This is a genomic window from Paenibacillus donghaensis (genome assembly GCF_002192415.1).
GTDB classification, from domain to species: Bacteria; Bacillota; Bacilli; order Paenibacillales; family Paenibacillaceae; genus Paenibacillus_AQ; species Paenibacillus_AQ donghaensis.
The window spans coordinates 4,774,857-4,794,941 of sequence record NZ_CP021780.1 but is presented as its reverse complement, the minus strand read 5'-3'; the positions used below and the strand labels follow the sequence as shown (position 1 = coordinate 4,794,941).

At 49.6% G+C, this 20,085-nt stretch carries 18 protein-coding genes; 11 read left to right on the top strand and 7 right to left on the bottom strand.

Going from position 1 to position 20,085, the window contains the following annotated elements:
• Window positions 1-44: 44 nt before the first annotated feature.
• On the top strand, window positions 45-1,073 hold the full coding sequence (locus B9T62_RS22040) for an ABC transporter substrate-binding protein (protein WP_087917267.1): 1,029 nt from the start codon (window positions 45-47) through the stop codon (window positions 1,071-1,073).
• Complete coding sequence (locus B9T62_RS22035) at window positions 1,070-3,139, top strand: iron ABC transporter permease (RefSeq protein WP_245863978.1); 2,070 nt, start codon at window positions 1,070-1,072, stop codon at window positions 3,137-3,139. The genes B9T62_RS22040 and B9T62_RS22035 overlap by 4 nt, the downstream gene beginning before the upstream one ends.
• Before the next feature lie 159 nt (window positions 3,140-3,298).
• On the opposite strand, the gene B9T62_RS22030 is transcribed toward B9T62_RS22035, so the two are convergent.
• Entirely contained in the window at window positions 3,299-3,841 is a 543-nt protein-coding gene (locus B9T62_RS22030) for an NADPH-dependent FMN reductase (protein ID WP_087917266.1), read from the bottom strand.
• A gap of 230 nt (window positions 3,842-4,071) precedes the next feature.
• On the opposite strand from B9T62_RS22030, the gene B9T62_RS22025 reads away from it, so the two are divergent.
• The 7 genes from B9T62_RS22025 to B9T62_RS21995 all read left to right on the top strand — a co-directional run bounded on the left by B9T62_RS22025 (window position 4,072) and on the right by B9T62_RS21995 (window position 12,307).
• Window positions 4,072-5,163 carry an NAD(P)-dependent alcohol dehydrogenase gene (locus B9T62_RS22025; RefSeq protein WP_087917265.1) on the top strand — a complete coding sequence of 364 codons (1,092 nt, stop codon included), beginning with the start codon at window positions 4,072-4,074 and terminating at the stop codon, window positions 5,161-5,163.
• 18 nt (window positions 5,164-5,181) lie between these two features.
• Window positions 5,182-5,976 carry a Nif3-like dinuclear metal center hexameric protein gene (locus tag B9T62_RS22020; protein ID WP_087917264.1) on the top strand — a complete coding sequence of 265 codons (795 nt, stop codon included), beginning with the start codon at window positions 5,182-5,184 and terminating at the stop codon, window positions 5,974-5,976.
• 117 nt (window positions 5,977-6,093) lie between these two features.
• Window positions 6,094-8,382 carry an AraC family transcriptional regulator gene (locus B9T62_RS22015; protein WP_087917263.1) on the top strand — a complete coding sequence of 763 codons (2,289 nt, stop codon included), beginning with the start codon at window positions 6,094-6,096 and terminating at the stop codon, window positions 8,380-8,382.
• A gap of 174 nt (window positions 8,383-8,556) precedes the next feature.
• On the top strand, window positions 8,557-10,152 hold the full coding sequence (locus B9T62_RS22010; protein WP_087917262.1) for an extracellular solute-binding protein: 1,596 nt from the start codon (window positions 8,557-8,559) through the stop codon (window positions 10,150-10,152).
• Window positions 10,153-10,230: 78 nt separating this feature from the next.
• A complete protein-coding gene (locus B9T62_RS22005) occupies window positions 10,231-11,139 on the top strand; it encodes an ABC transporter permease (RefSeq protein ID WP_087917261.1) in 909 nt (302 codons plus the stop codon).
• 14 nt (window positions 11,140-11,153) lie between these two features.
• The gene (locus B9T62_RS22000) at window positions 11,154-12,032 is read left to right on the top strand and encodes a carbohydrate ABC transporter permease (RefSeq protein WP_087917260.1); all 879 of its coding nucleotides are present in this window, start codon (window positions 11,154-11,156) and stop codon (window positions 12,030-12,032) included.
• A 50-nt stretch (window positions 12,033-12,082) separates the two neighbouring features.
• Window positions 12,083-12,307, top strand: coding sequence for a hypothetical protein (locus B9T62_RS21995; protein WP_087917259.1), 225 nt, complete (start codon window positions 12,083-12,085; stop codon window positions 12,305-12,307).
• 552 nt (window positions 12,308-12,859) lie between these two features.
• Here B9T62_RS21995 and B9T62_RS21990 read toward each other — a convergent pair.
• The 6 genes from B9T62_RS21990 to B9T62_RS21965 form a co-directional block, all read right to left on the bottom strand.
• Entirely contained in the window at window positions 12,860-13,558 is a 699-nt protein-coding gene (locus tag B9T62_RS21990; protein ID WP_211296339.1) for a pectate lyase, read from the bottom strand.
• Window positions 13,559-13,826: 268 nt separating this feature from the next.
• Window positions 13,827-14,591 (bottom strand): ABC transporter permease, encoded by a 765-nt coding sequence (locus tag B9T62_RS21985; protein ID WP_087917258.1) that lies wholly within the window; start codon window positions 14,589-14,591, stop codon window positions 13,827-13,829.
• Window positions 14,584-15,513 carry an ABC transporter ATP-binding protein gene (locus tag B9T62_RS21980; RefSeq protein WP_087917257.1) on the bottom strand — a complete coding sequence of 310 codons (930 nt, stop codon included), beginning with the start codon at window positions 15,511-15,513 and terminating at the stop codon, window positions 14,584-14,586. Before B9T62_RS21980 ends, B9T62_RS21985 begins: the two co-directional genes overlap by 8 nt.
• Window positions 15,514-15,594: 81 nt before the next feature.
• On the bottom strand, window positions 15,595-16,290 hold the full coding sequence (locus B9T62_RS21975) for a response regulator transcription factor (protein WP_087917256.1): 696 nt from the start codon (window positions 16,288-16,290) through the stop codon (window positions 15,595-15,597).
• Entirely contained in the window at window positions 16,283-17,200 is a 918-nt protein-coding gene (locus B9T62_RS21970; RefSeq protein WP_087917255.1) for a sensor histidine kinase, read from the bottom strand. The genes B9T62_RS21975 and B9T62_RS21970 overlap by 8 nt, the downstream gene beginning before the upstream one ends.
• A gap of 33 nt (window positions 17,201-17,233) precedes the next feature.
• Complete coding sequence (locus tag B9T62_RS21965) at window positions 17,234-17,818, bottom strand: GNAT family N-acetyltransferase (RefSeq protein WP_087917254.1); 585 nt, start codon at window positions 17,816-17,818, stop codon at window positions 17,234-17,236.
• 331 nt (window positions 17,819-18,149) lie between these two features.
• Here B9T62_RS21965 and B9T62_RS21960 point away from each other — a divergent pair, with 331 nt between their 5' ends.
• Both B9T62_RS21960 and B9T62_RS21955 read left to right on the top strand, forming a co-directional pair.
• Window positions 18,150-19,031: a LysR family transcriptional regulator gene (locus B9T62_RS21960; protein ID WP_087917253.1), complete on the top strand. Its 882-nt coding sequence runs from the start codon at window positions 18,150-18,152 to the stop codon at window positions 19,029-19,031.
• Window positions 19,032-19,198: 167 nt separating this feature from the next.
• Entirely contained in the window at window positions 19,199-20,056 is an 858-nt protein-coding gene (locus tag B9T62_RS21955) for a transporter substrate-binding domain-containing protein (RefSeq protein WP_087917252.1), read from the top strand.
• The last annotated feature ends 29 nt before the right edge of the window (window positions 20,057-20,085 follow it).

The following is a 20,085-nucleotide window of genomic DNA, read 5'->3' as shown; positions in this document are numbered from 1 at the left end:
CGGGATGACAACTTTGATTGTTGGATAACAGGGGGATATATGAAATGAACAAAAGATTAATGAGTTTACTGATGGTTATGGTTGTTGTACTGATTGCAGCGGGCTGTGGATCTAACACAAACAAAACGAATAGTCCAGCAACTGACGGAGCAGCAACCGGCAATACAGCCGCTACTAATGCGGGCAGTGAAGCTGCGGGCGGTCCTATTGTACTGAAGGATGCTAAAGGCGAGGTTAAGCTGGATAAGCCTGCGCAAAAGGTTGTCGTACTGGAGTGGACATTTACGGAAGACGTGATTGCGCTTGGCGTACAGCCGGTGGGAAATGCCGATAACGAGAACTATAAGCTGTATGTAACTTCTCAAGCGTCACTTGATGCAGGCGTGACGGATGTCGGTTCCCGTGACGAGCCGAATCTGGAAACTATTGCTTCCTTAAAGCCCGATCTGATTATTGCCAATACCGACGGGCACGATGCGATCTATGAGCAGTTGAAAGGGATCGCGCCAACGCTGATCTTCGGTCTGTATCCGACGGAAGGCGAAGGAGATCAATACACTTCGATGGAAGAGACCTTCAAGACGATTGCTGCTGCTGTCGGCAAATCAGCGGAAGGGGATAAGGTCCTTGCTGATTTGGACGCGCACTATACGGAGGCCAAAGAGAAATTGGCCGCAGCAGGCAAAGAAGGCTTGAATTATGTGCTGACCCAAGCATACAGCTATCAGAATGCAGCGACGATGCGTCTTTTTACCAATAACTCACTTGCTGTACAGACATTGGACCGGATTGGCCTGAAAAATGACTGGACTCCTGAAACATTCGAAGTGTACGGATTTAGCACCTCGACGGTTGAAGCCTTGCCTGCGGTTCAGGATACTAATCTGATCTATATCGTGCAAAAGGATGATGATATCTTCTCGAAAGAACTGAAGGATAATTCCGTATGGAATGGCCTTACCTTCGTGAAGGAGAAACGTACCTTCGGACTCGACAGTGCGACCTGGGTGTTCGGCGGTCCGGTCTCCTCCAAAGTTATCGTTGATGAAGTTGTAGCTACATTAACGAAATGAATACCTTGACGAACGACAACAGCAACACAGCAGCTCCAATCGGAATGACCTGGCGGGTAATTGGAATATTTGGGGGCGGCCTTGCCGTCCTCTTCGTTCTATTCGTTCTAAGTCTCTGCTTCGGAGAAGCCAATATCCCGGCAGCCACAGTATTCGAGGGTTTGCTGAACCGCAAAGATGTGATGGAGCATAATCTGCTCTGGGATATCCGTATGCCGCGTACGGTGATTGGCATCCTGGCCGGAGCCGGCCTGGCTGTGGCTGGAACTCTACTGCAGACGATAACGAAGAATCCGCTGGCGTCCTCAGATACACTGGGGATCAATGCCGGAGCTTACTTTATGGTTGTCCTTGGCTTGGTTGCTTTCCCGGCAATGCAGCAGCAGTTTCCGTTTTTGCTGGCGGTAGCAGGGGGGCTGTTGGCGGCGCTGGCTGCCTATTTGCTGAGCGGGGGCAAGACAGCCACGCCTGTGAGGCTGGCTTTATCGGGTATGATCGTGTCCATGGTACTTGGTGCGTTTACGTCGGCCATACATATATTCAATAAAACGGAAACGCAAAATTTATTCTTATGGGGCTCCGGTTCCTTGATTCAGCTCGACTGGGACGGTGTTCAGTATGCCTGGCCTTTCGTCCTGGTTCTGCTTGCGGCAGCGGTGTTTGCAGGCAGGCAATTCGATGCGCTTGAGTTGGATGAGTCTACTGCCCGCTCACTCGGCCAGCGTGTAGGATTAACTCGGGCTGTGGGTCTCGGCCTATCGGTATTGATGGCTGCTATTGTGGTCAGCGTGGTTGGCCCCATCGGCTTCGTGGGTCTGGTCGCGCCCCATCTTGTCCGGCTCAGCGGTATCCGCAAGCATCACCTGCTGATCCCGGCGAGCGCGTTGTGGGGAGCGCTGCTCATTACGGCAGCGGATATGCTTGCGCGTATGGTACGGAGCAATGTGGGGGAAATACCGGTTGGTGCGGTTATGGCGATTATTGGAGCGCCTTGGCTCATCTGGCTGGTGCTTACCAAGATGAAGAATATATCCGGGGCAGGCACGGGACAGTCCTCGATGAATATTGGAGGCGCTGCGCTGCGTATGCGATTTGCTCCGACTGCGATATTTATGGCAGTGCTGCTCATCGTGATTATTCTGGTGAGTTTGTCACTTGGGGGAACCCGAGTGCCCATTACCGAATTGCTGGGCAGTCTGGTCGGTAAGGGAGATCAAGCCTATTCCGTCCTGCTGAATTTACGGCTTCCACGTACACTCGTTGCGGCTTGCGGCGGTATAGCACTTGCCATTAGCGGTGTCTTGATTCAGAGTGCTGTCCGTAATCCGCTGGCAGATGCCTCGATTATTGGCGTAACCTCGGGTGCCGGGTTTGGCGCGATGGTGGTGATGTTTGCCTGGCCGGCGTTGACGGTATTTGCGGTGCCGATTGCCGCCATTGTGGGTGGGGTTACTGCAGCAGCCTTTGTGTTTTCTCTGGCTTGGCGCAGATCGCTTAATCCGTCTGTTCTCATCCTGCTCGGAATCGCAGTATCGGCAATGGGTGCTGCAGGCATACAGGTCATGATCGTCAAGGCCAGTCTGTGGAGCAGCAGCTCCTTTATTTGGCTAACAGGTTCAACCTATGGACGGGGCTGGGCACAATTTAACAGCCTGTTTATATTTCTGCTTGTGCTTGTACCAGCGGCTTACTATTTGGGGCGCAGATTCGACCTGCTGGCCTTCGGCGATGAGAGTTCAACCGGGCTTGGCCTGCCTGTTCGGGGAGCGCGGCTAGCTGCCATGATTATCGGCGTTCTGCTTGCAGCGGGAGCCGTTGCCAGCGTAGGAACGATCGGTTTCCTCGGACTTATGGCTCCGCATGTGGTGCGGATGATGATCGGACATCACACGAGACACTCCATTATCCTGTCAGGCCTGCTGGGCGGCTTGCTGCTCGTTATTGCCGACACCGTGGGAAGAACGATAATGGCACCGAAAGAGATTCCGTCAGGCCTTATTATTATGCTGATCGGAGCTCCGTATTTCCTGTTTCTAATGTACCGCTCGCTCGTTAAGACCAAGTGAAGAGGTTGTGAAGGCAAAACAAAGCCAGCGGTCTAAGACCACTGGCTTTGTTTTGAAAGATAAGAATTTATATGCTTCGCACAATGAATGATCCTTATCTTTCTCGCAGAAACGCCCCGTCCTATAAAAGGACGGGGCGTTTCCACTTGCCTGATTACATTATTGACGCAAGGTTCTTAAGGCGCCGCTCCAAGCAAGGACTTGATCCAGCATGGCAGAGACATTGGCGGTATGCAGCTCAGCCGGTTTGAAGACAGTCCCATTCTCGAAGTCTGTAAAAAGAGAGAGCAGCGGATGTACACGTACGTCTGCGACTTGCAGTTCCCCAAGAATTCCACGTAAATGCTCAGCCGCACGGACACCCCCTGCTGATCCATAACTTACGATACCAGCCGCTTTGTTGTTCCATTCATCACGGGCTGAATCCAGCGCATTCTTCAATGCTCCGCTTAGACTATGGTTATACTCTTGTACGATGAATACGAATCCATCCAGAGTGGCAAGCTTCGCTCCCCATTTCTGTGCTTGTGCTGCTCCATCTGATTCACCGAGCAGAGGCAGCTTATAATCTGCAATGTCTACAATTTCATAATTCGCATCTCCGCGCGCATCCGCAATACTCTTAACCCAGTTCCCTACTTGTGGACTCACGCGTCCTTGCCGGGTGCTTCCGAGAATAATACCAATGTTTAACTTTGTCATTTTAAATCCTCCTTGTGGTTTGGGTGTTGTATTTGCTGAAACTTTATAACTTTATTATATAACATTACTTTTATAAAGTAAATTATTATTTGAAACTTTGTTGATGAATGATTCCCGGCTTGATTTGGGTAAAATTTCGCTTGATTTGACAATGTCCCCGTTTCGCAAACCCGTGTTAGGATGAACCATAACCCTTACGTATGGGCTTAAATGATGAGAGGAGAACAGATATGAATAAATACACACAAGCCGCTCTGAGCGTAAGCGGCAAGCTTCCTTTGACTATGAGAGCCGCAGTTATGCCTAAACCGGGGAGTATCGAAATCAGGGAATTGCCGGTGCCACAGGTTGGCGATCACGAGGTGCTCGTGAAGATCATGGCTGTTGGCGTGTGCGGCTCCGATCTGCATTATTATGAGCATGGACGGGTTGGACGATTCATCGTGGAGCAGCCGATTATTCTTGGACACGAATGTGCCGGCCTCATCGTTGCCATAGGTGACAAGGTAACACAAGCCTCCATAGGTGACCGTGTTGCGGTAGAACCGGGAGTCACCTGCGGACATTGCCGGGCCTGCAAGGCCGGGAGATACAATCTGTGTCCTGACGTGCAGTTCCTCGCAACCCCGCCGGTAGACGGGGCTTTCGTTCAATACCTGGCCATTCGTGAGGATATGGTGTTCCGGATTCCCGACCATTTGTCTTATGAGGAAGCGGCTCTGAATGAACCGTTCTCAGTAGGTATCCATGCGGCCAAGCGCACCCGGCTGCAGGCAGGTGAGACAGTGGCGATTATGGGGATGGGGCCTGTCGGGCTCATGGCCGTTGCAGCTGCCAAGTCCTATGGAGCAGCCCGGATTATGGTTACCGATCTTGAAGAAGTCAGACTGCAGGCAGCTATGCGTCTCGGGGCGACCCATGCGGTTAATATCAGGAATGAAGACGCACTGGAGGCCATCAGACAATGGACTGATGGTGCTGGGGTTGACGTCGCCTGGGAGACTGCTGGCAGCCCGCAGGCGCTTCAATCCGCACTTTACTCCTTGCGCCGCGGAGGAAGACTGGCGATTATAGGCCTGCCGGCACAAGACCAGATTCCACTCGATGTGCCTTTTATTGCAGATAGTGAAATCGATATCTATGGTATATTCCGTTATGCCAATACTTATTCGAAGGGGGTTGAATTTCTGGCTTCGGAGAATGTGGATTCCAGCGTGTTGATTACAGACCGTTATCCGCTGGCAGAGACACGTGAAGCATTGGAGCGTGCGATCCATAACAAGAGCGGCAGCCTGAAGGTTATTGTATATCCCAATGAATAGAGCGGACAGGAGAGAACTATGATCATTACCCCTAAACTTATCATAGATCAATTAACAGCTGGAATCCCTATGCCCGCCCAAACCGTGGATAGGCTGAAGCCAGGAAGCCCGCAGATGGAGGTGCGGGGCATTGTCACGGCCTTCTCCGCTTCACAGCATGTGATAGAGCAGGCGCTTGCCCTGGGTGCCAATTTTATCATTACGCATGAAGGGGTATATTTCAGCCACCAGGACCATCAGGAATGGCTGGAACATGATTCTGTATACAGGCAAAAAGCCAATTTGATTGCAAATGCGGGGCTGGGGATCTACCGTTTCCATGATGGCCTGCACCGGTCCAAGCCGGACGGGATTATGGAAGGTCTCCTGCACGAGCTGGAATGGCAATCCTATGTTACCGAGCATCGGACGGAGGTATCCATTCTGACAATTCCTGTCATGGAAGCCGAAGCGGTTGCGGCCTATGTGAAACGGAAGCTTCACATTCCTTATGTACGAATAGCGGGAAAGCTGTCTGTTTCATGCGCAAGAGTGGGAATACTGGTGGGGTATAGGGGGAGCGGAGCGGCTGCGATTCCCTTGTATGAACAAGATAACCTGGATTTAATTATAGCGGGTGAAGGCCCCGAATGGGAAACTCCGGAATATGTCAGGGATGCCGCCCGCCAAGGGAACAATAAAGCGCTGATTATGTTAGGCCATGCAGAGAGTGAAACGCCCGGCATGAAGCTTCTGGCAGAGCGGCTGTCGGCAGCTTATCCTGGGCTGCCTGTGCATTTTATTAAAGACCAGCCGGTATTTCAGGTCGTATAGCACTAGTTTGCATAGGATCAATCTGGTTCATATTGTAGATTGCCCTCCAGGCCACTTCTGTCATATAGTTGAATTCTAGAAATTATAGGGGCAAGCCACTGGAGGGGAACGCACAAGATGAAGCAAACCAGATTGATGTTCAGCAGAAGCGTAGCCTATAAATGGATGGTCTCCTATGCAGTAATTATGCTTATTCCGCTAATTGTTAGCGCTATCATCTATCTGCAGACCAAACAGATTGTGGAATATGAGATTGAGCGGGCAGGGCATGCCATGCTTAAGCAGATGCAGAATATGGTAGACAGTGAAATCAATCAGGCAGAGAAGATGGCGATGCAGTTGTCCATTCATAATGATGTAAGCAAATTCCTGAATCTGACTCCCGCACAGGAGGAGGCGCAAGCTTTTCAGATCTACACAACCCGGCAGGAGTTAAGCAAATATAAATCAACCAATGATTTCGTAAGTGGAGTGTACCTGTATTCCAGCAGACTGGACAAGGTTCTCACGGATGAGACCTATACCGACAGTCGTACTTTCCATGATATCAACCGCCAGCTGATCGGAATGCCTTATGAGGATTGGATCAAGCAGTTAAAAGGTGAGGCTGCCTATGGCAAGGAGCCGCTGTCTTTTATTCAATTTAAGCGCTGGGAATCCAATGTTGTCTTAATGAAGCCGTTCTCAAGCGCAGGAGCGGAACAGGGGTGGAAAGGGTCGTTGATTCTGCCGCTGAATGGCAGCAAAATTAAAAATATGCTCCAAACTGTGGATTGGGTCAATCATGGTGATGTGTATATTGTTGACAAAAACGATCAAATCCTGTTTCAGAACAAAGCTCCGGGCAGCGTGCAAACCTTGCCTTACACGAAGGAAGACGGTCAAAGCGCAGGAACTTCTTTCCCGGATCTATCCGGGACCGAGAATATGGTTTCTTTTATCGATTCGGACACGACAGACTGGAAATATATCAGTGTGTTTCCTTCAAGCGTTTTTTGGGAAAAAGCGCGCGAATTGCGCAATCTAAATCTGCTCGGGCTGTTGATCTGCTTTTTGATCGGAGGCGGGGTCATCTGGTATTTTGCCCGCAAAAACTATAATCCGGTCCGTGAATTGGTGAATATGTTCTCCTTCGCCAAGGACGAGCAGACACAGCGGGTGCTGGATGAATTCTCCTTCATTAGAGAAAGCGCACTGGCTACCATCCGCGAAAGAGACGATAGCAACAGCCGGCAATTCAGACAGCTTCGCGTGCTGCAGACCTATTATTTATCCCGTCTGCTCAAAGGACAGGTTGAAGATGGGTTAACCGCCGGGGAAGCGGCAAGGCTGCATCATTTCGAATGGGAATCGGAAGATTTCGTGGTGCTGCTGTTCTTCATCGATTCCGGGACAGAAGGCGGACCTTCGGCGAGTCTTTCCAATTTCATCGTATCCAATATTATTATGGATTTCACCGGACCGAATCATGGGTTAAGCTTCACAGAGATTGAGGGAATGCTGGCAGCCGTGATGAATATCAGTGCCGAACGCACAGACAGCTGGAAAGAGGATATTGAAGAGGCGCTTGCCAGAACACTGGAGTTCATTGACCGGAAATACGGTCTGCAGATTGTGATGGCCGGAAGTGAACGCCATACAGGCTTGAACGGCCTTCACCAGGGATATCTCCAGGCACTGGAGGCTCAGGAATACCGGCTGGTACTCGAAGAAAATGTGTCGATCTGGTATGGAGACATTGAACCGCAGGAAAGCGATTATTATCTGTCCATCCATGATGAGGTTGTATTCATCAACCTGATTAAAAGTGGGGAGTATGAGAAAGCCTCAGTGATGGGTGATGATATTCTGGCCCAGTTATTCGGTTCCCAGGTATCCATTGAATTAGTGAGATATGCGATGATTGATCTGGCCAGCTCCATTATTAAGGCGGTGCCACAAGACACCAAATCATCTATGCTGAGGGATGAGTGGCGTCCAATGAAACGATTATTAGTCTGCTCCACACGCGGAGAATTCCGCCAGGAGCTGACCGAGCTGATCCGAATGGCCTGCAGCAAGGCCAGCGAGAAGCTGACGTTAATATCGAATACAGGGATCGGGGAGGAGGTATCAGCGTATGTGGAGCAGCAGTATGCAGATACTAATCTGAGTGTTTCGATGATTGGAGCCCACTTCGGCATCACTCCCCAATATGTATCCCGGTTATTCAAGGAACAGACCGGACAGGGTCTGCATGATTATATCAGCCGGATTCGTACTGCGGAGGCCAAGCTTCTGCTGCAGGACGGCGTTACCATTGAAGAAATCTCGTCCCGTGTGGGTTTCTCCAGCAGCAGCGCCTTTATCCGCGTGTTCAAAAAATATGAAGGCATCACTCCGGGACGTTATAAGAATCTGCAATAAATAAAGCCGGTATTTTTTTGTAAAAGAAGATTAAGCACAAATTGCTTATCTTCTTTTTGCGTTTTGATCAATGTATTTTGCATAATGAACATTGTTATGTCGGAGTGAATCCGTTTACATTGTAGAAGCACAAGTCACCACCACATTAAATATTAAACGGAGGTCGTAATTTTGATGAAATCATTCAGCAAGAGCAAGATTCACCAATCAGTTGTCGTTCTGCTCAGTCTCACACTGCTGTCAGCCGGCTGCAGCAATTCTGCCAACAGCAATAATGAGAGCGCTTCCACTGCTCCTTCCGGGGAAACCCCTGCCGCGGAATTCTCTTATCCGATAACTGGCGGACCAGAGCTGACCTTTATGAATGAACAGTTGGGAGGAACTCCGGAACATATGCCCATAGATGACGAATATGAAAAACGCACCGGAATTACAATCAAGCATTTGGGCGGAACACCGATGACTGACCAGAAATTCAGTCTACTGCTGGCTTCCGGGGAACTGCCGGATATTTTTCTGAATACCTGGCTGCAGTATCCCGGAGGTCCGGATAAAGCAGTGGAGCAAGGCTATATTTTGAAGCTGAACGACCTGATCGACCAGTACGCCCCTAATCTGAAGAAATCCCTTCAGGAGCACCCGGAAATTGATAAAATGATCAAAACGGATGACGGGACTTATTATGCATTCCCTTTCATCCGCTCCGAAGCGGGACGAGTCTACGGGGGACCCATCATCCGTAAGGACTGGCTTGACGAGCTGAAGCTGGATATTCCCGAAACGATTGACGAATGGCACACGGTGCTGACCGCTTTTAAAGAGAAGAACAATGCAGATGCTCCGGCAACGTTCCGCACGATGTTTCTTGGAGAACGCACCGGAGGCTTCGCCGGGGCCTTTGGCGTAATGGGGAACTTCTACATCAACGATGGAAAAGTAGTGTACGGCTATCTGGAGCCTGGCTATAAAGAGTACCTGAAAACAATGAACCAGTGGTATAAGGAAGGGCTGATCGACAAGGATTTCGCCTCCATTGATGCGGCAACAGTAGATAAGAAAATGACCTCGAAGGTAAGCGGGGCAACCATCGGCTGGCAGTTCTATATTGAAAAGTACAATTCAGCTGCACAGGAAACTGATCCCGACGCTAATTTCGTAGCTGCTCCGTATCCTGGGGCTGCCAAAGGCCAGCTTCCCGAGTTCGGCCAGCTGGATAATGCTTATGCAGGCACCAGTTCCGCAGCGATCTCTTCCACCACCAAAAATGTGGAAGCGGCCATGCGCTGGCTGGACTACGCCTATTCAAAAGAAGGAAGCATGCTGAATACGTTCGGCGTCGGAGGCACCACCTACACGCTGGAGAACGATAAACCCGTATATACAGACCTTGTCGTTAAAAATCCGGAGGGACTTGGCAGTGACCAGGTTATGATGAAATACTCACACGGAACCAACTTCCCGATGATTCAGCAAGATAATAATCTGCCTGCCAAATACCCGCAAACGACAAAGGCAATTGATATCTGGAAGAAGACCAACCATGAGAGCCATCTGCTTCCGCCAGTCACGCCTACAGCTGATGAAGCGGATGAAATGAGCAGTATTATGAACGATATCAACTCATTGGTTAAGGAAGCTGAGCTCAAAATTATTCTGGGTACCGAATCTGTTGATAATTATGATGAATATGTGCAGCAAATGAAAGATATGGGGATTGAACGCGTCCTGGAAATCCAGCAGGCAGCTTATGAGCGTTACATGAAGCGTTAGAACAAAGATAGCAGGGCCGCTAAATAAGCTTACAGAGAGCGGCCCTGTTATAAGTATTGCAGCAAAGGAGAGAACTACATGCTGAAAACCAGATTGGGGAAAGACTTACTGCGCAACAAATGGCTGTATGTGATGATTCTGCCCGTGGTGATTTATTATGTTTTGTTCCACTACGTTCCTTTGTATGGAACGATCATTGCTTTTAAGCAATTTGTTCCAGCCAAAGGCATCTTGGGCAGCGATTGGGTCGGATTGAAGCATTTTGAGGATTTTTTCTCCAGTATCTATTTTTTCAGGGTAATCAAAAATACGGTGCTGCTGAGTTTTTTTAACCTGCTGCTCGGTTTTCCCGCACCGATCATTCTGGCCTTATTGCTGAATGAATTGAAGAGTCCGATCTTCCGGCGGATTACGCAGACAATAACCTATATGCCTCATTTTATTACACTGGTGGTTGTAGCAGGGATCATTCGCTATTTCACTTTATCCGATGGATTGCTTAATGATGTTATAGCCTTTTTTGGCGGTGAACGGATCTCCTTCCTGCAGCAGCCCGAGTCCTTCCGTCCCATCTATATCATCAGTGAAATCTGGCAGCAGATCGGCTGGGGGACCATTATTTATCTGGCAGCCATTACCGGAATTGACCAGCAGCAATATGAGGCTGCCAAAATGGACGGGGCAAACAAGCTGCAGCAGATCCGCCACGTAACCCTTCCAGGTATTCTACCGACTATTATGATCATGCTGATCTTGTCGCTGGGCAACATTATGAATGTCGGCTTCGAGAAGATCATTCTCTTATACAGTGCCAGCATCTATGAGACGGCGGATGTCATCTCTACCTATGTTTACCGCAAGGGGATTCTGGAATTCAGCTACAGCTACAGTGCGGCTGTGGGGCTGTTGAACTCCGTCATCAACTTCACCATCCTGCTGCTGGCCAATTCCTTCAGTAAACGTGCAAGTAAAAACAGTCTGTGGTAAGGGAGAGGACATCTATGATTAAACCATCGCTCGGCGAACGGATTTTTGATTTTTTTAATGTTGTTGTTATGGTGCTTATGATTATATTAACCCTGTACCCGATGCTGTATATTCTGTTCTCTTCCTTAAGCGAGGGGAACAAGCTGATATCGTTCAACGGCATCCTGCTGTGGCCGCAGGGATTCTCCCTGGAGGGCTATAAAGCGGTGCTTAGCAATCCTACTATCCTGTCAGGCTTCAAAAATACGCTGTTTATTCTAGTAGTGGGACTTGGCTTCAATATGACGCTTACCTCTCTGGGAGCCTACTTCCTTTCCCGGGAAGGGGTCATGCTGCAGAAGCCGATTATGTTCTTTATCGTATTCACGATGTTCTTTCAGGGCGGACTGGTTCCATTCTTCCTGATCGTCAAATCCTACGGGCTGCTGGACTCCCTATGGTCGCTTATTCTGCCTACGGCGGTCAGCACCTTTAACCTGATTATCATGCGCACCTATTTCATGGCCATTCCCAAGGAGCTGGAGGAATCCGCCTTCCTGGACGGCGCAGGCCATTTCACGATTCTGTTCCGTATCTTCATCCCACTATCCATGCCCGTTGTCGCTGTGCTGATTCTCTATTATGGCGTAGGCCACTGGAACAGCTGGTTTAACGCCATGATCTTCCTGCGGGATCAGCAGCTCTTTCCGATACAGCTTGTGGTTAGAAATATTATTCTGGAGAATGACAATGCCAGCATGCTGGGAACCACAACCCTGATTCAGAGCCGGGATGTTGCCGAGACCCTGAAATATGCGGCTATCATCGTGACGACAGCGCCGATTCTGCTGCTGTATCCCTTCCTGCAGAAATACTTCGTGAAGGGTGTTATGGTAGGAGCATTGAAAGGTTAATTCATTAATTGATCGAATGCAGCAATCTATGAACAGGAGGAAGCTTATTCATGAGTACACAAAGAAAACTGGGCTCAGGCTGGCAGTTCAGCAAGCAGCCGCTTCATTCCGAACTGGCGAAGGTGGAAGCGAATACGGACTGGATGCCGGTTACCCTGCCTCACGATTGGCTGATCTATAACGCTGAAGCGCTCTATGAAACCGGTGAAGGCTGGTATCGTACAACTCTCCATTTGCAAGAGGTGCCCGCAGACAGAATACTGTTCGTCCAATAAAAGCGACATTACCCCATGGACTTCAGCTATGCTGTTATGTATCTTGCGCCGAGGTCCAGGTATAATCAGCATGAATTAACTCATTATGCACAGACGGAGATGTGGGGAAGCCGCTGAAGCAGCGGTGACCAGTTGGAGAGCACACAACACTATTGATTTAGTTGCAAAAGTGCATCTAATTGGCCTGATTTTTGCGTTTTGGAGGAAATAAGTGCAAAAAGGCATCTATTTCGGGTTTCTGAGCGATATAGGCGGGATTTACTCGGAATTAGTTGCAGTTTCGCACTTATTCGCCTCAGGTTGACGTTCCGGCTGAAATTAGTTGCACTTTCGCATCTATTTGCTCTGCAGGATGAATGTCGGGATGAACGGGAAGAGAGGCGAGTGTCACAGTGTTCTTTATGCTCAGCGGTGGACTCTATGCTCAGCTTGATTTCCAAGCTGAGCGGTAATTTCCAAGCTCAGCAGTATAACACCGAAACCACCCCCACCCCGGCTTAAGCCGAAATGGAGGCGGTTTCTATAATTTCTACCTGCTTAGCCTACCCCGTCTCAATACTGTGTATTGCCTGATTGGCTGGTTTTGCCGGAGGCAAAACCTTTGAAGAGGGTTGGTACATTATGGTAACGTGTGTTGGTGATTTTGGCGGAGCTGCTGCTGCTGTTGGTACGGAAGATGGAGTCTTTGACATTGGAGATGTCCGAGTTGTCCAGAGTGAAGTTCACGGCGTAGGAGGTTCCGCCGTTCTGGCGGGCCAGCTTGCCGATATCGTCAGCCTTGAAGTTCTTAATGTTGATTGTGCCCGCTGCATTGGCCTGGAACACTTTATCGTAAGCTTTGTACGCACCGCCGCCTGTGATATTGACCGTGCCGGAGGCTTTGAGGGTCAGTGCGTCTTCGCCGACATCCTGCCAGGTTACATTGGAAATTGTAGCGTTTCCATAACAATGCACCCCGTCTGCGCCGGGAGCGCCGATAATTACATTCTTGAGCGTGGCATTCTTCTCCAGCTGGAAGATCGGTTTCTGGTTCTCTGCCTGGCTGCCATCTCCAAGCGTACTGGCATTGGCGACATAAGTCTGGCCTTTGCCGTCGAAGGGTTTCCCAGCCTCAACAATAATCGTCTTATTGACAACAATCGGTGAAGCGGCTGATACCTCAGCAGGAGTGGCAACATAGAATATGGACAGCATAGCAACCGACAGGAGTAATCCCCAAACCTTTTTCAAAAATATTCCGCCCTTCAGCATTAGGATACGGTCCGGCGAACCGGTACCTTGAGGGTTTCTGGACAGATGTGCACCTCTGCCTTACACCCGATACTTAGGATATTCGGAACACGTGTGCATAGAACAATATTCTTTAATTGAGATAAATATCCATATCCCTGTCACATTTTAGAGTGGAACCGCTGGCTGTCCATCAACAGCAGTTTCATAAATTCAACCCATATGTGAAACTCTCACAGAAACGGATGCCGCCTTATGTAGAGGACGGCTAATCCGTTTCTTCTTGCATTCAGCCCAAATCCTCTCTCTGTTTGAACCTAACGGCTACCCAGGAGAAGAGCAGAATCGAGAACACCGCGACGCCCCCAACATGAATCAGATCACCGCTGTGATTGAGATCCTTGCTGCTCATTATCGTATTCACCAGCAGATATTGGGATAGCTGAACCTTACTCATCAGCGATTCAAGGCCAGCCAGCAGCATACCCACGACATTCAAGGCGAGGATCAATCCGGCGGTTATACTTACAATCACATGTCTGGTAATCATGGAGATGCAGAGCATTAGAATAGCGAAGGCCCAATGCAGCAGGAACTGGCCTATCAGCATTTTGAGTAAATAACCCCAATCGCCGATGCTGGCCTGATCGAAGAACATAGCTCTGCCCGCGAGGTCGGCTACAAACAGCGTGACAAACATCAGCCCGGTGAACAGCGCCAGGATGAGGATTTTGGAAACGGTGGAATGGGTCCGCGCGTTGTTCATCGAGATATAATTCTTATAGAATCCGCTCTGGTGTTCACTCAGATAGAAATAAACACTGAAGACCATAATGTACATCAGCATCCAGGAAGGCGACTGGGATAAGACGTGCTGCATAAACTGGCTTTCGTTCATGGCACGGACCGGTATCCCGATGTCTTGCAGGGTGGATTCATATTGCCGCATCATAAAGATGCCGAAGATTTGAAAGGCGCAGAAGATGAGCAGCAGCAGGGCCATAATCCGGTTCTTTTTAAAACGGTATAAATCCATTCGGAGCAGATTAATCATTGAGCTCACCTCCCGCTGCCTGTGTGCGCTCCAGGAAATATTGCTCCAGACTTTGTTTGTGTGTAGTGATCGAATGGAAGGTCAATCCGTGCTCTACCAGAAGCTTGCTGAGCTGATAATTCTCGATGGTAGAATCATAGATATACAGGGTGTGGAGATCAACCACTTTATAATCGGTAATCTGCAGGTGCTGTTCCACAAGCGGAAGGACTGTTGTCACATCATCCATTTCAAGCTCAATCCGTTCCTCGCAGCTGTGCAGCAGATCCTCTCTTGAGATCACCTCAACAATGTGACCCTTGTGAATGATCGCATATTTGGTCGCTATCTTCGACAGCTCCTCCAGAATATGACTGGAGATGATCACGGTTAATCCGGTCTGGCTCAGCTCCAGAATCAGCTTGCGGATTTCCACAATCCCCTGCGGGTCCAGGCCATTAATCGGCTCATCCAGGATCAGCACATCCGGGCTGCCGAGTAGGGCGAGGGCAATCCCGAGCCGCTGCTTCATTCCCATGGAGTAATGCCTCACCTTCGTCTTCCGCACGTGCGCAAGACCCACCCGCTGGAGCAGAGCCTCCATCTGCTGCCTGCTGTCTTTAAGCCCACGCGACAGAGCCAGTGCATATAAATGTTCATACGCGGTGTCATTCGGGTACAGTCCGGGGCGTTCAATAAGCTGTCCCATCCGTTCAAACAGCGCAGGCCGGTCACCTGCAGCCTCATTAAACAGCTGGATTTCACCCGATGTCGGATAGATCAGCCCGCATATCATCTTCAGCAGGGTTGATTTCCCCGCTCCATTCTGACCGATCAGCCCGACAATTTCACCCTTGCCTATGCTCAGATTGGCATTGCGGACCGCCGCTTTGGCTTTGTAAGTCTTGGTAAGCTGGGTAATCTCAATGATACATTCCGGCATGTTAAGCACCTCCATACGTATCATTCTGCACGATCGGGGCTAAGATATCGCCAAGCAAAGGTTAAGAAATGTCAAAGCCGCTTATTTGCTGAGCCGAAAACCAATTCCCCAGACCGTATCAATATAAGAGTCGCGGGTGTAGGCTTTGATTTTGTTGCGGATATTGCTGATGTGGACCGTTATGGTCTTGTCTTCCCCCAAATAAACCTCATCCCAGGCCAGCTCATACAGGTCTTGCTTCGTAAACACCCTCTCGGGATACTTCAGTAGCAGCTCCAGAATTCGAAACTCCTGCCGGGTGAGGGACAGCTCATTATCCTTCAGCCTGACACTGTAGGTACTGCAGTCCAGCAGCAGCTCCTTATGCTTGTATTGCTCGATAGGCATCGCCTTGGCATTCCGCTTGATATGCACATTCACCCGGGCCAGCAGCTCTTGCAGCTCGAATGGTTTCGTCACATAGTCGTCGGCACCCAGACTAAACAGGTTCAATTTATGATCCAACTGATCCTTGGCCGACAGGATGATTACCGGCACTGCCGACTTCAATTCCGTACGCAAATAGGACATGAATTCTTCTCCCGAGCCTCCGGGCAGCATCAGATCGAGCAGAATCAGCTGATATTCGCTGCGGGCTGTATTCATCTTCCCCTCACTGCCAGAATAGGCCTGGGTGCAGACGAAACCTTCGCGCACAAGCCCGTCATAGAGAATCTGATTGATATGCTCATCGTCTTCAATGATCAGGATTCTGGGATTCCTCACAGCATCACTCATATGTAATCTCCTTCAGGATTTTGTTGAACACCGCACTTATGCAGAACAGTTCGCCCGTCAGCTCTGCCTGGGTATGGCCATCCATTTTGTCCACCAGTGATTTCACAATCGACAGACCCAGGCCGGAGGAATGGACGGTACGCGAAGAATCGGCCTTATAGAAGCGGGTAAAGATCTGATCCGGGTTGACCGTGCTGCCGGGAGGAAGCAGATTGGCAAAATGAATGCACGCGCGGTTCTGCTGATCTTCATAACGGATCGACAAAGAGCCTGCCCCATGGACGAAATAGTTCCTGAGAATGTTCTCAAACACCCGTTCCAGGGCGTTGCCTTGGGCCATAACAACCACTGTTGACTCCGGTAGACTGATCTGCGGCTCCTCGCCGGCAGCGGCAAATTCATCCATGAAGGAGAACAGGCTGCGCTTCAGCAGAGCGATCACGTCGATGGGCTTCAGGTCAATTCTATATTCCGGATTCTGCAGCTTCGTATACAGAAACAGCTCATCGACCAGCTTAAGAATCAGCTGAATCCTGGAACGGGCCAATGTGACGTAACGAGTGTGCTCCTGCGGGTCCTGCGAACGTTCTGCCAATTGCAAATAGCCGTCCAGAGAAGTCAGCGGGGTTCTTATATCATGGGACAGGCTGATCACCGTGTCATTGACCTCTTCATTCCTCAACGCAGCCTGCTGATCCACCGCTCTAATGCGGGTTAACAGGCCATTGCATTCCCGGATCAGGCTGTCGATTTCTTTGGGTTTAATCTGTGTTTCGATGAATTTGAAGGAATGGTGTTTGGAAATAAAAGCAAGCTGATTGGCTATATCCTTTATTTGGTTTTTGTAATAGAACAGGTACAGACTTTGGCCGATCAACAGAACCATAAGCAGAATCGAAACCGCCAGCATGAGGACACATCCTTTGAGGGTAGGGTATGCCAATTATCGCCGATTATGGGGGGGAGCGCCATACTCGGCATCCATTTCAGCAGAAATGGTAGACTGCGGAGCAGGCACAAGACCTAGGCGATATCCTTTGACAAGAATATCGCCGTTCATAATATCAGTCTCGTAGGCACGCTGAAAGCCTAATCTCTCATAGAGTCTGACGGCGGCGGACATCATGTCCGAGGTGTGAAGATTCAAAGTGGCCGCACCAAGCTTGGCGGATCTTACGGCTGCTTCGGCGATCAGCCGTTCTGCCACTCCCTGGCCCCTGGCGCCCGGAGAAACGGCAAGCAAACGGATGATGGGGGACTGTATCCCCAGCTCCGGCTTTCCATAAGCCGCTTCCGAGGAGAGAAACAGCAGGACACTGCCCACGATTTGGTTGCCGATCTCGGCAATAATTCGTCCGGCTGGAGCTTCTCCGTTAACTGACTCAAGAATCGAATTCCGGTACTCCACCCAGGCCGCTTCAGGCATGAAGGCTGAATATTGGCCATAGGCTTCCAGTAGGACAGCGGCTATGGCCTCACGGTCGGAGTCGGCTGCTTCACGAATTATAACTTGGCTTGAATCACTCATCATATGTCCCCCTGTAGGCTAAGAAATGGATCTATATAAGATGAACTTAAGAATGGAGTAGTGGAGTTGCCAGAAAGCCTGATGCATAGGGCTTCCTGGCAACTCCGTATGTAACATTCTTAAGTTCACGTTCTATATAATTCTTAAGTTCACGTTCTATATGAGCGTTATTATAACTTATAATTCCGCCCTGCATAATATATATTTAACAAATCCGATTAATGAATAGAAAAGTTCTATTGGGTTTTGTGATTCAATGGGCAGCTTCGGCTTTAATTCATTGTTAAACAATGGGAATAGTTTAAATTAAGTGTGAAGGGGGGGATTTCCATTGAACATTGATAATATTGAGGCTTTTGTGTATATCAATCACTATGGCAGCTTCAACAAAGCCGCGGATGTTCTCTACATCTCGCAGCCGACGGTCACAGCACGCATTCAGTCACTGGAGCGGGAGCTGGATTGCAAGGTGTTTGACCGGCTGGGCAAACAGATTAGCCTTACAGATAAAGGCAGGCAGTTTCTCCCTTTTGCCCAGCAGATTCTGCAGGTCTACCAAACAGGCAAACACCAGATTCAGTCCAAGGGGCTTGTTCCGAATGAACTGAGAATCGGCAGTACAGTATCCGTATCCAATTACGTGATGCCGCAGCTTCTGCCCCAGCTGCTTAAGGAGTATCCGCATATTAACATCAAATTGATCACGGCCCCTACGGATTATTTGATTGAGAAGCTGCAGAGCAAGGAGATTGACCTGGCTTTTATCCGCAAGGTTGTGAACCCGGCGATTCAGGCCTTCCCGTTCTGCGAGGACCCGATCTCGCTATATGTGTATAAGGGCCATCCCCTGGTGCAAAAGGGCAGTGCTTTGATTCAGGACATCGTGGAGGAGACGCTTGTTTTTTTCGAATGTGGTTCGTTGGACTGGATGAGGCTGCACCGGGTCTTCGAGAGCATGGAACGCCCGCCGAATATTGTATATCAGGTGGATAACCTGGAGACAGCCAAGAAGCTGGTGCTTCAGAAAGCAGGTATTTGTTTCCTTCCGGCCTTAAGTGTGCAGGAGGAGGTAGAAGCCGGAGCATTGATTCGGGTAGATATTGCCGAGACGGCGGGGATCTCGCTGCGGACGAGTCTGATCTCCTTGAATGGTGAGAATGGCGGATTTGTGCAAACGCTGCTGGAGCTGGGGGCAGGTTATCTTAAAATATAGCAGAAACGGAGGCCGCCACTTACAGAGGACGACGAGGCCGTTTCTGCTTGAAGATCGACTTCTTGTATAAATGGATTAAAAAACTCTATTAGCGCAGCTAAGGATAGCGTGATAAAGTGAATGGCATATAATCTTGACTAAATCGATAGGAATAAGGGGATGTAAGCATGAAGAAGATGAGCTCGCTGGTATTTGTTGGATTATTAACACTGGGTATTGCCGGCTGTGGCTCTAACAATAACAGCTCAGTCAGCAGCAACAACAGCACTTCTGCTGCAGGAGCGGACCAAACTGCCGGGGCAGTTAAGGCAACCAAAATCATCGTGGGCACGGGTACTGCTTTTCCGAAGGTCTGCTTCATTGATGAGAATGGCAAGCTGACCGGATTCGATGTGGAGTTGATCAAAGAAATTGACAGCCGTCTTCCAGAATATGAGTTCGAACTGCAGACCATGGATTTCAGCAATTTGCTGCTCAGCCTGGAGACTTCAAAAATTGACCTGGTCGCTCATGTCATGGAGAAGAATCCGGAGCGGGAGCTGAAGTATTCCTTCAATAAAGAGCCTTACGCCCAATGGAGAAACCGTATTGTTGTGGCCAAAGACAATGACTCGATTCAGTCGCTTGAGGACCTGGAGGGGAAAAAGGTGCTGACAGGCGCAACCAGTGCGCAAGCGCAAATTCTGGAGAACTACAACAAGGAGCATGACAACGCGATTGAGATTGTCTACCAGAACGGTGCGGCTAATGACACGGTGAGCCAGATCATCACGGGGCGTGTCGACGCTACGCTCGCTGCCGATTTTGTATTGCCGGTCATTGATCCGCAGACCCAGCTGAAGGCTACAGGCGATGAGCTGTCCTCCGCAGATATTCTCTATGTATTCCGCAAGGATGATGCCGAGTCGCAGAAGCTGTCAGATGCCATTGACGGGGCGGTCAAGGAACTGAAGGCAGATGGCACCCTCGGCAAGTTAAGTACGGAATGGCTGGGTGCGGATGTTACCGCAGCCACGGTTCAATGACCGGCATTTCAGATAAGGTGAAGGGGGGA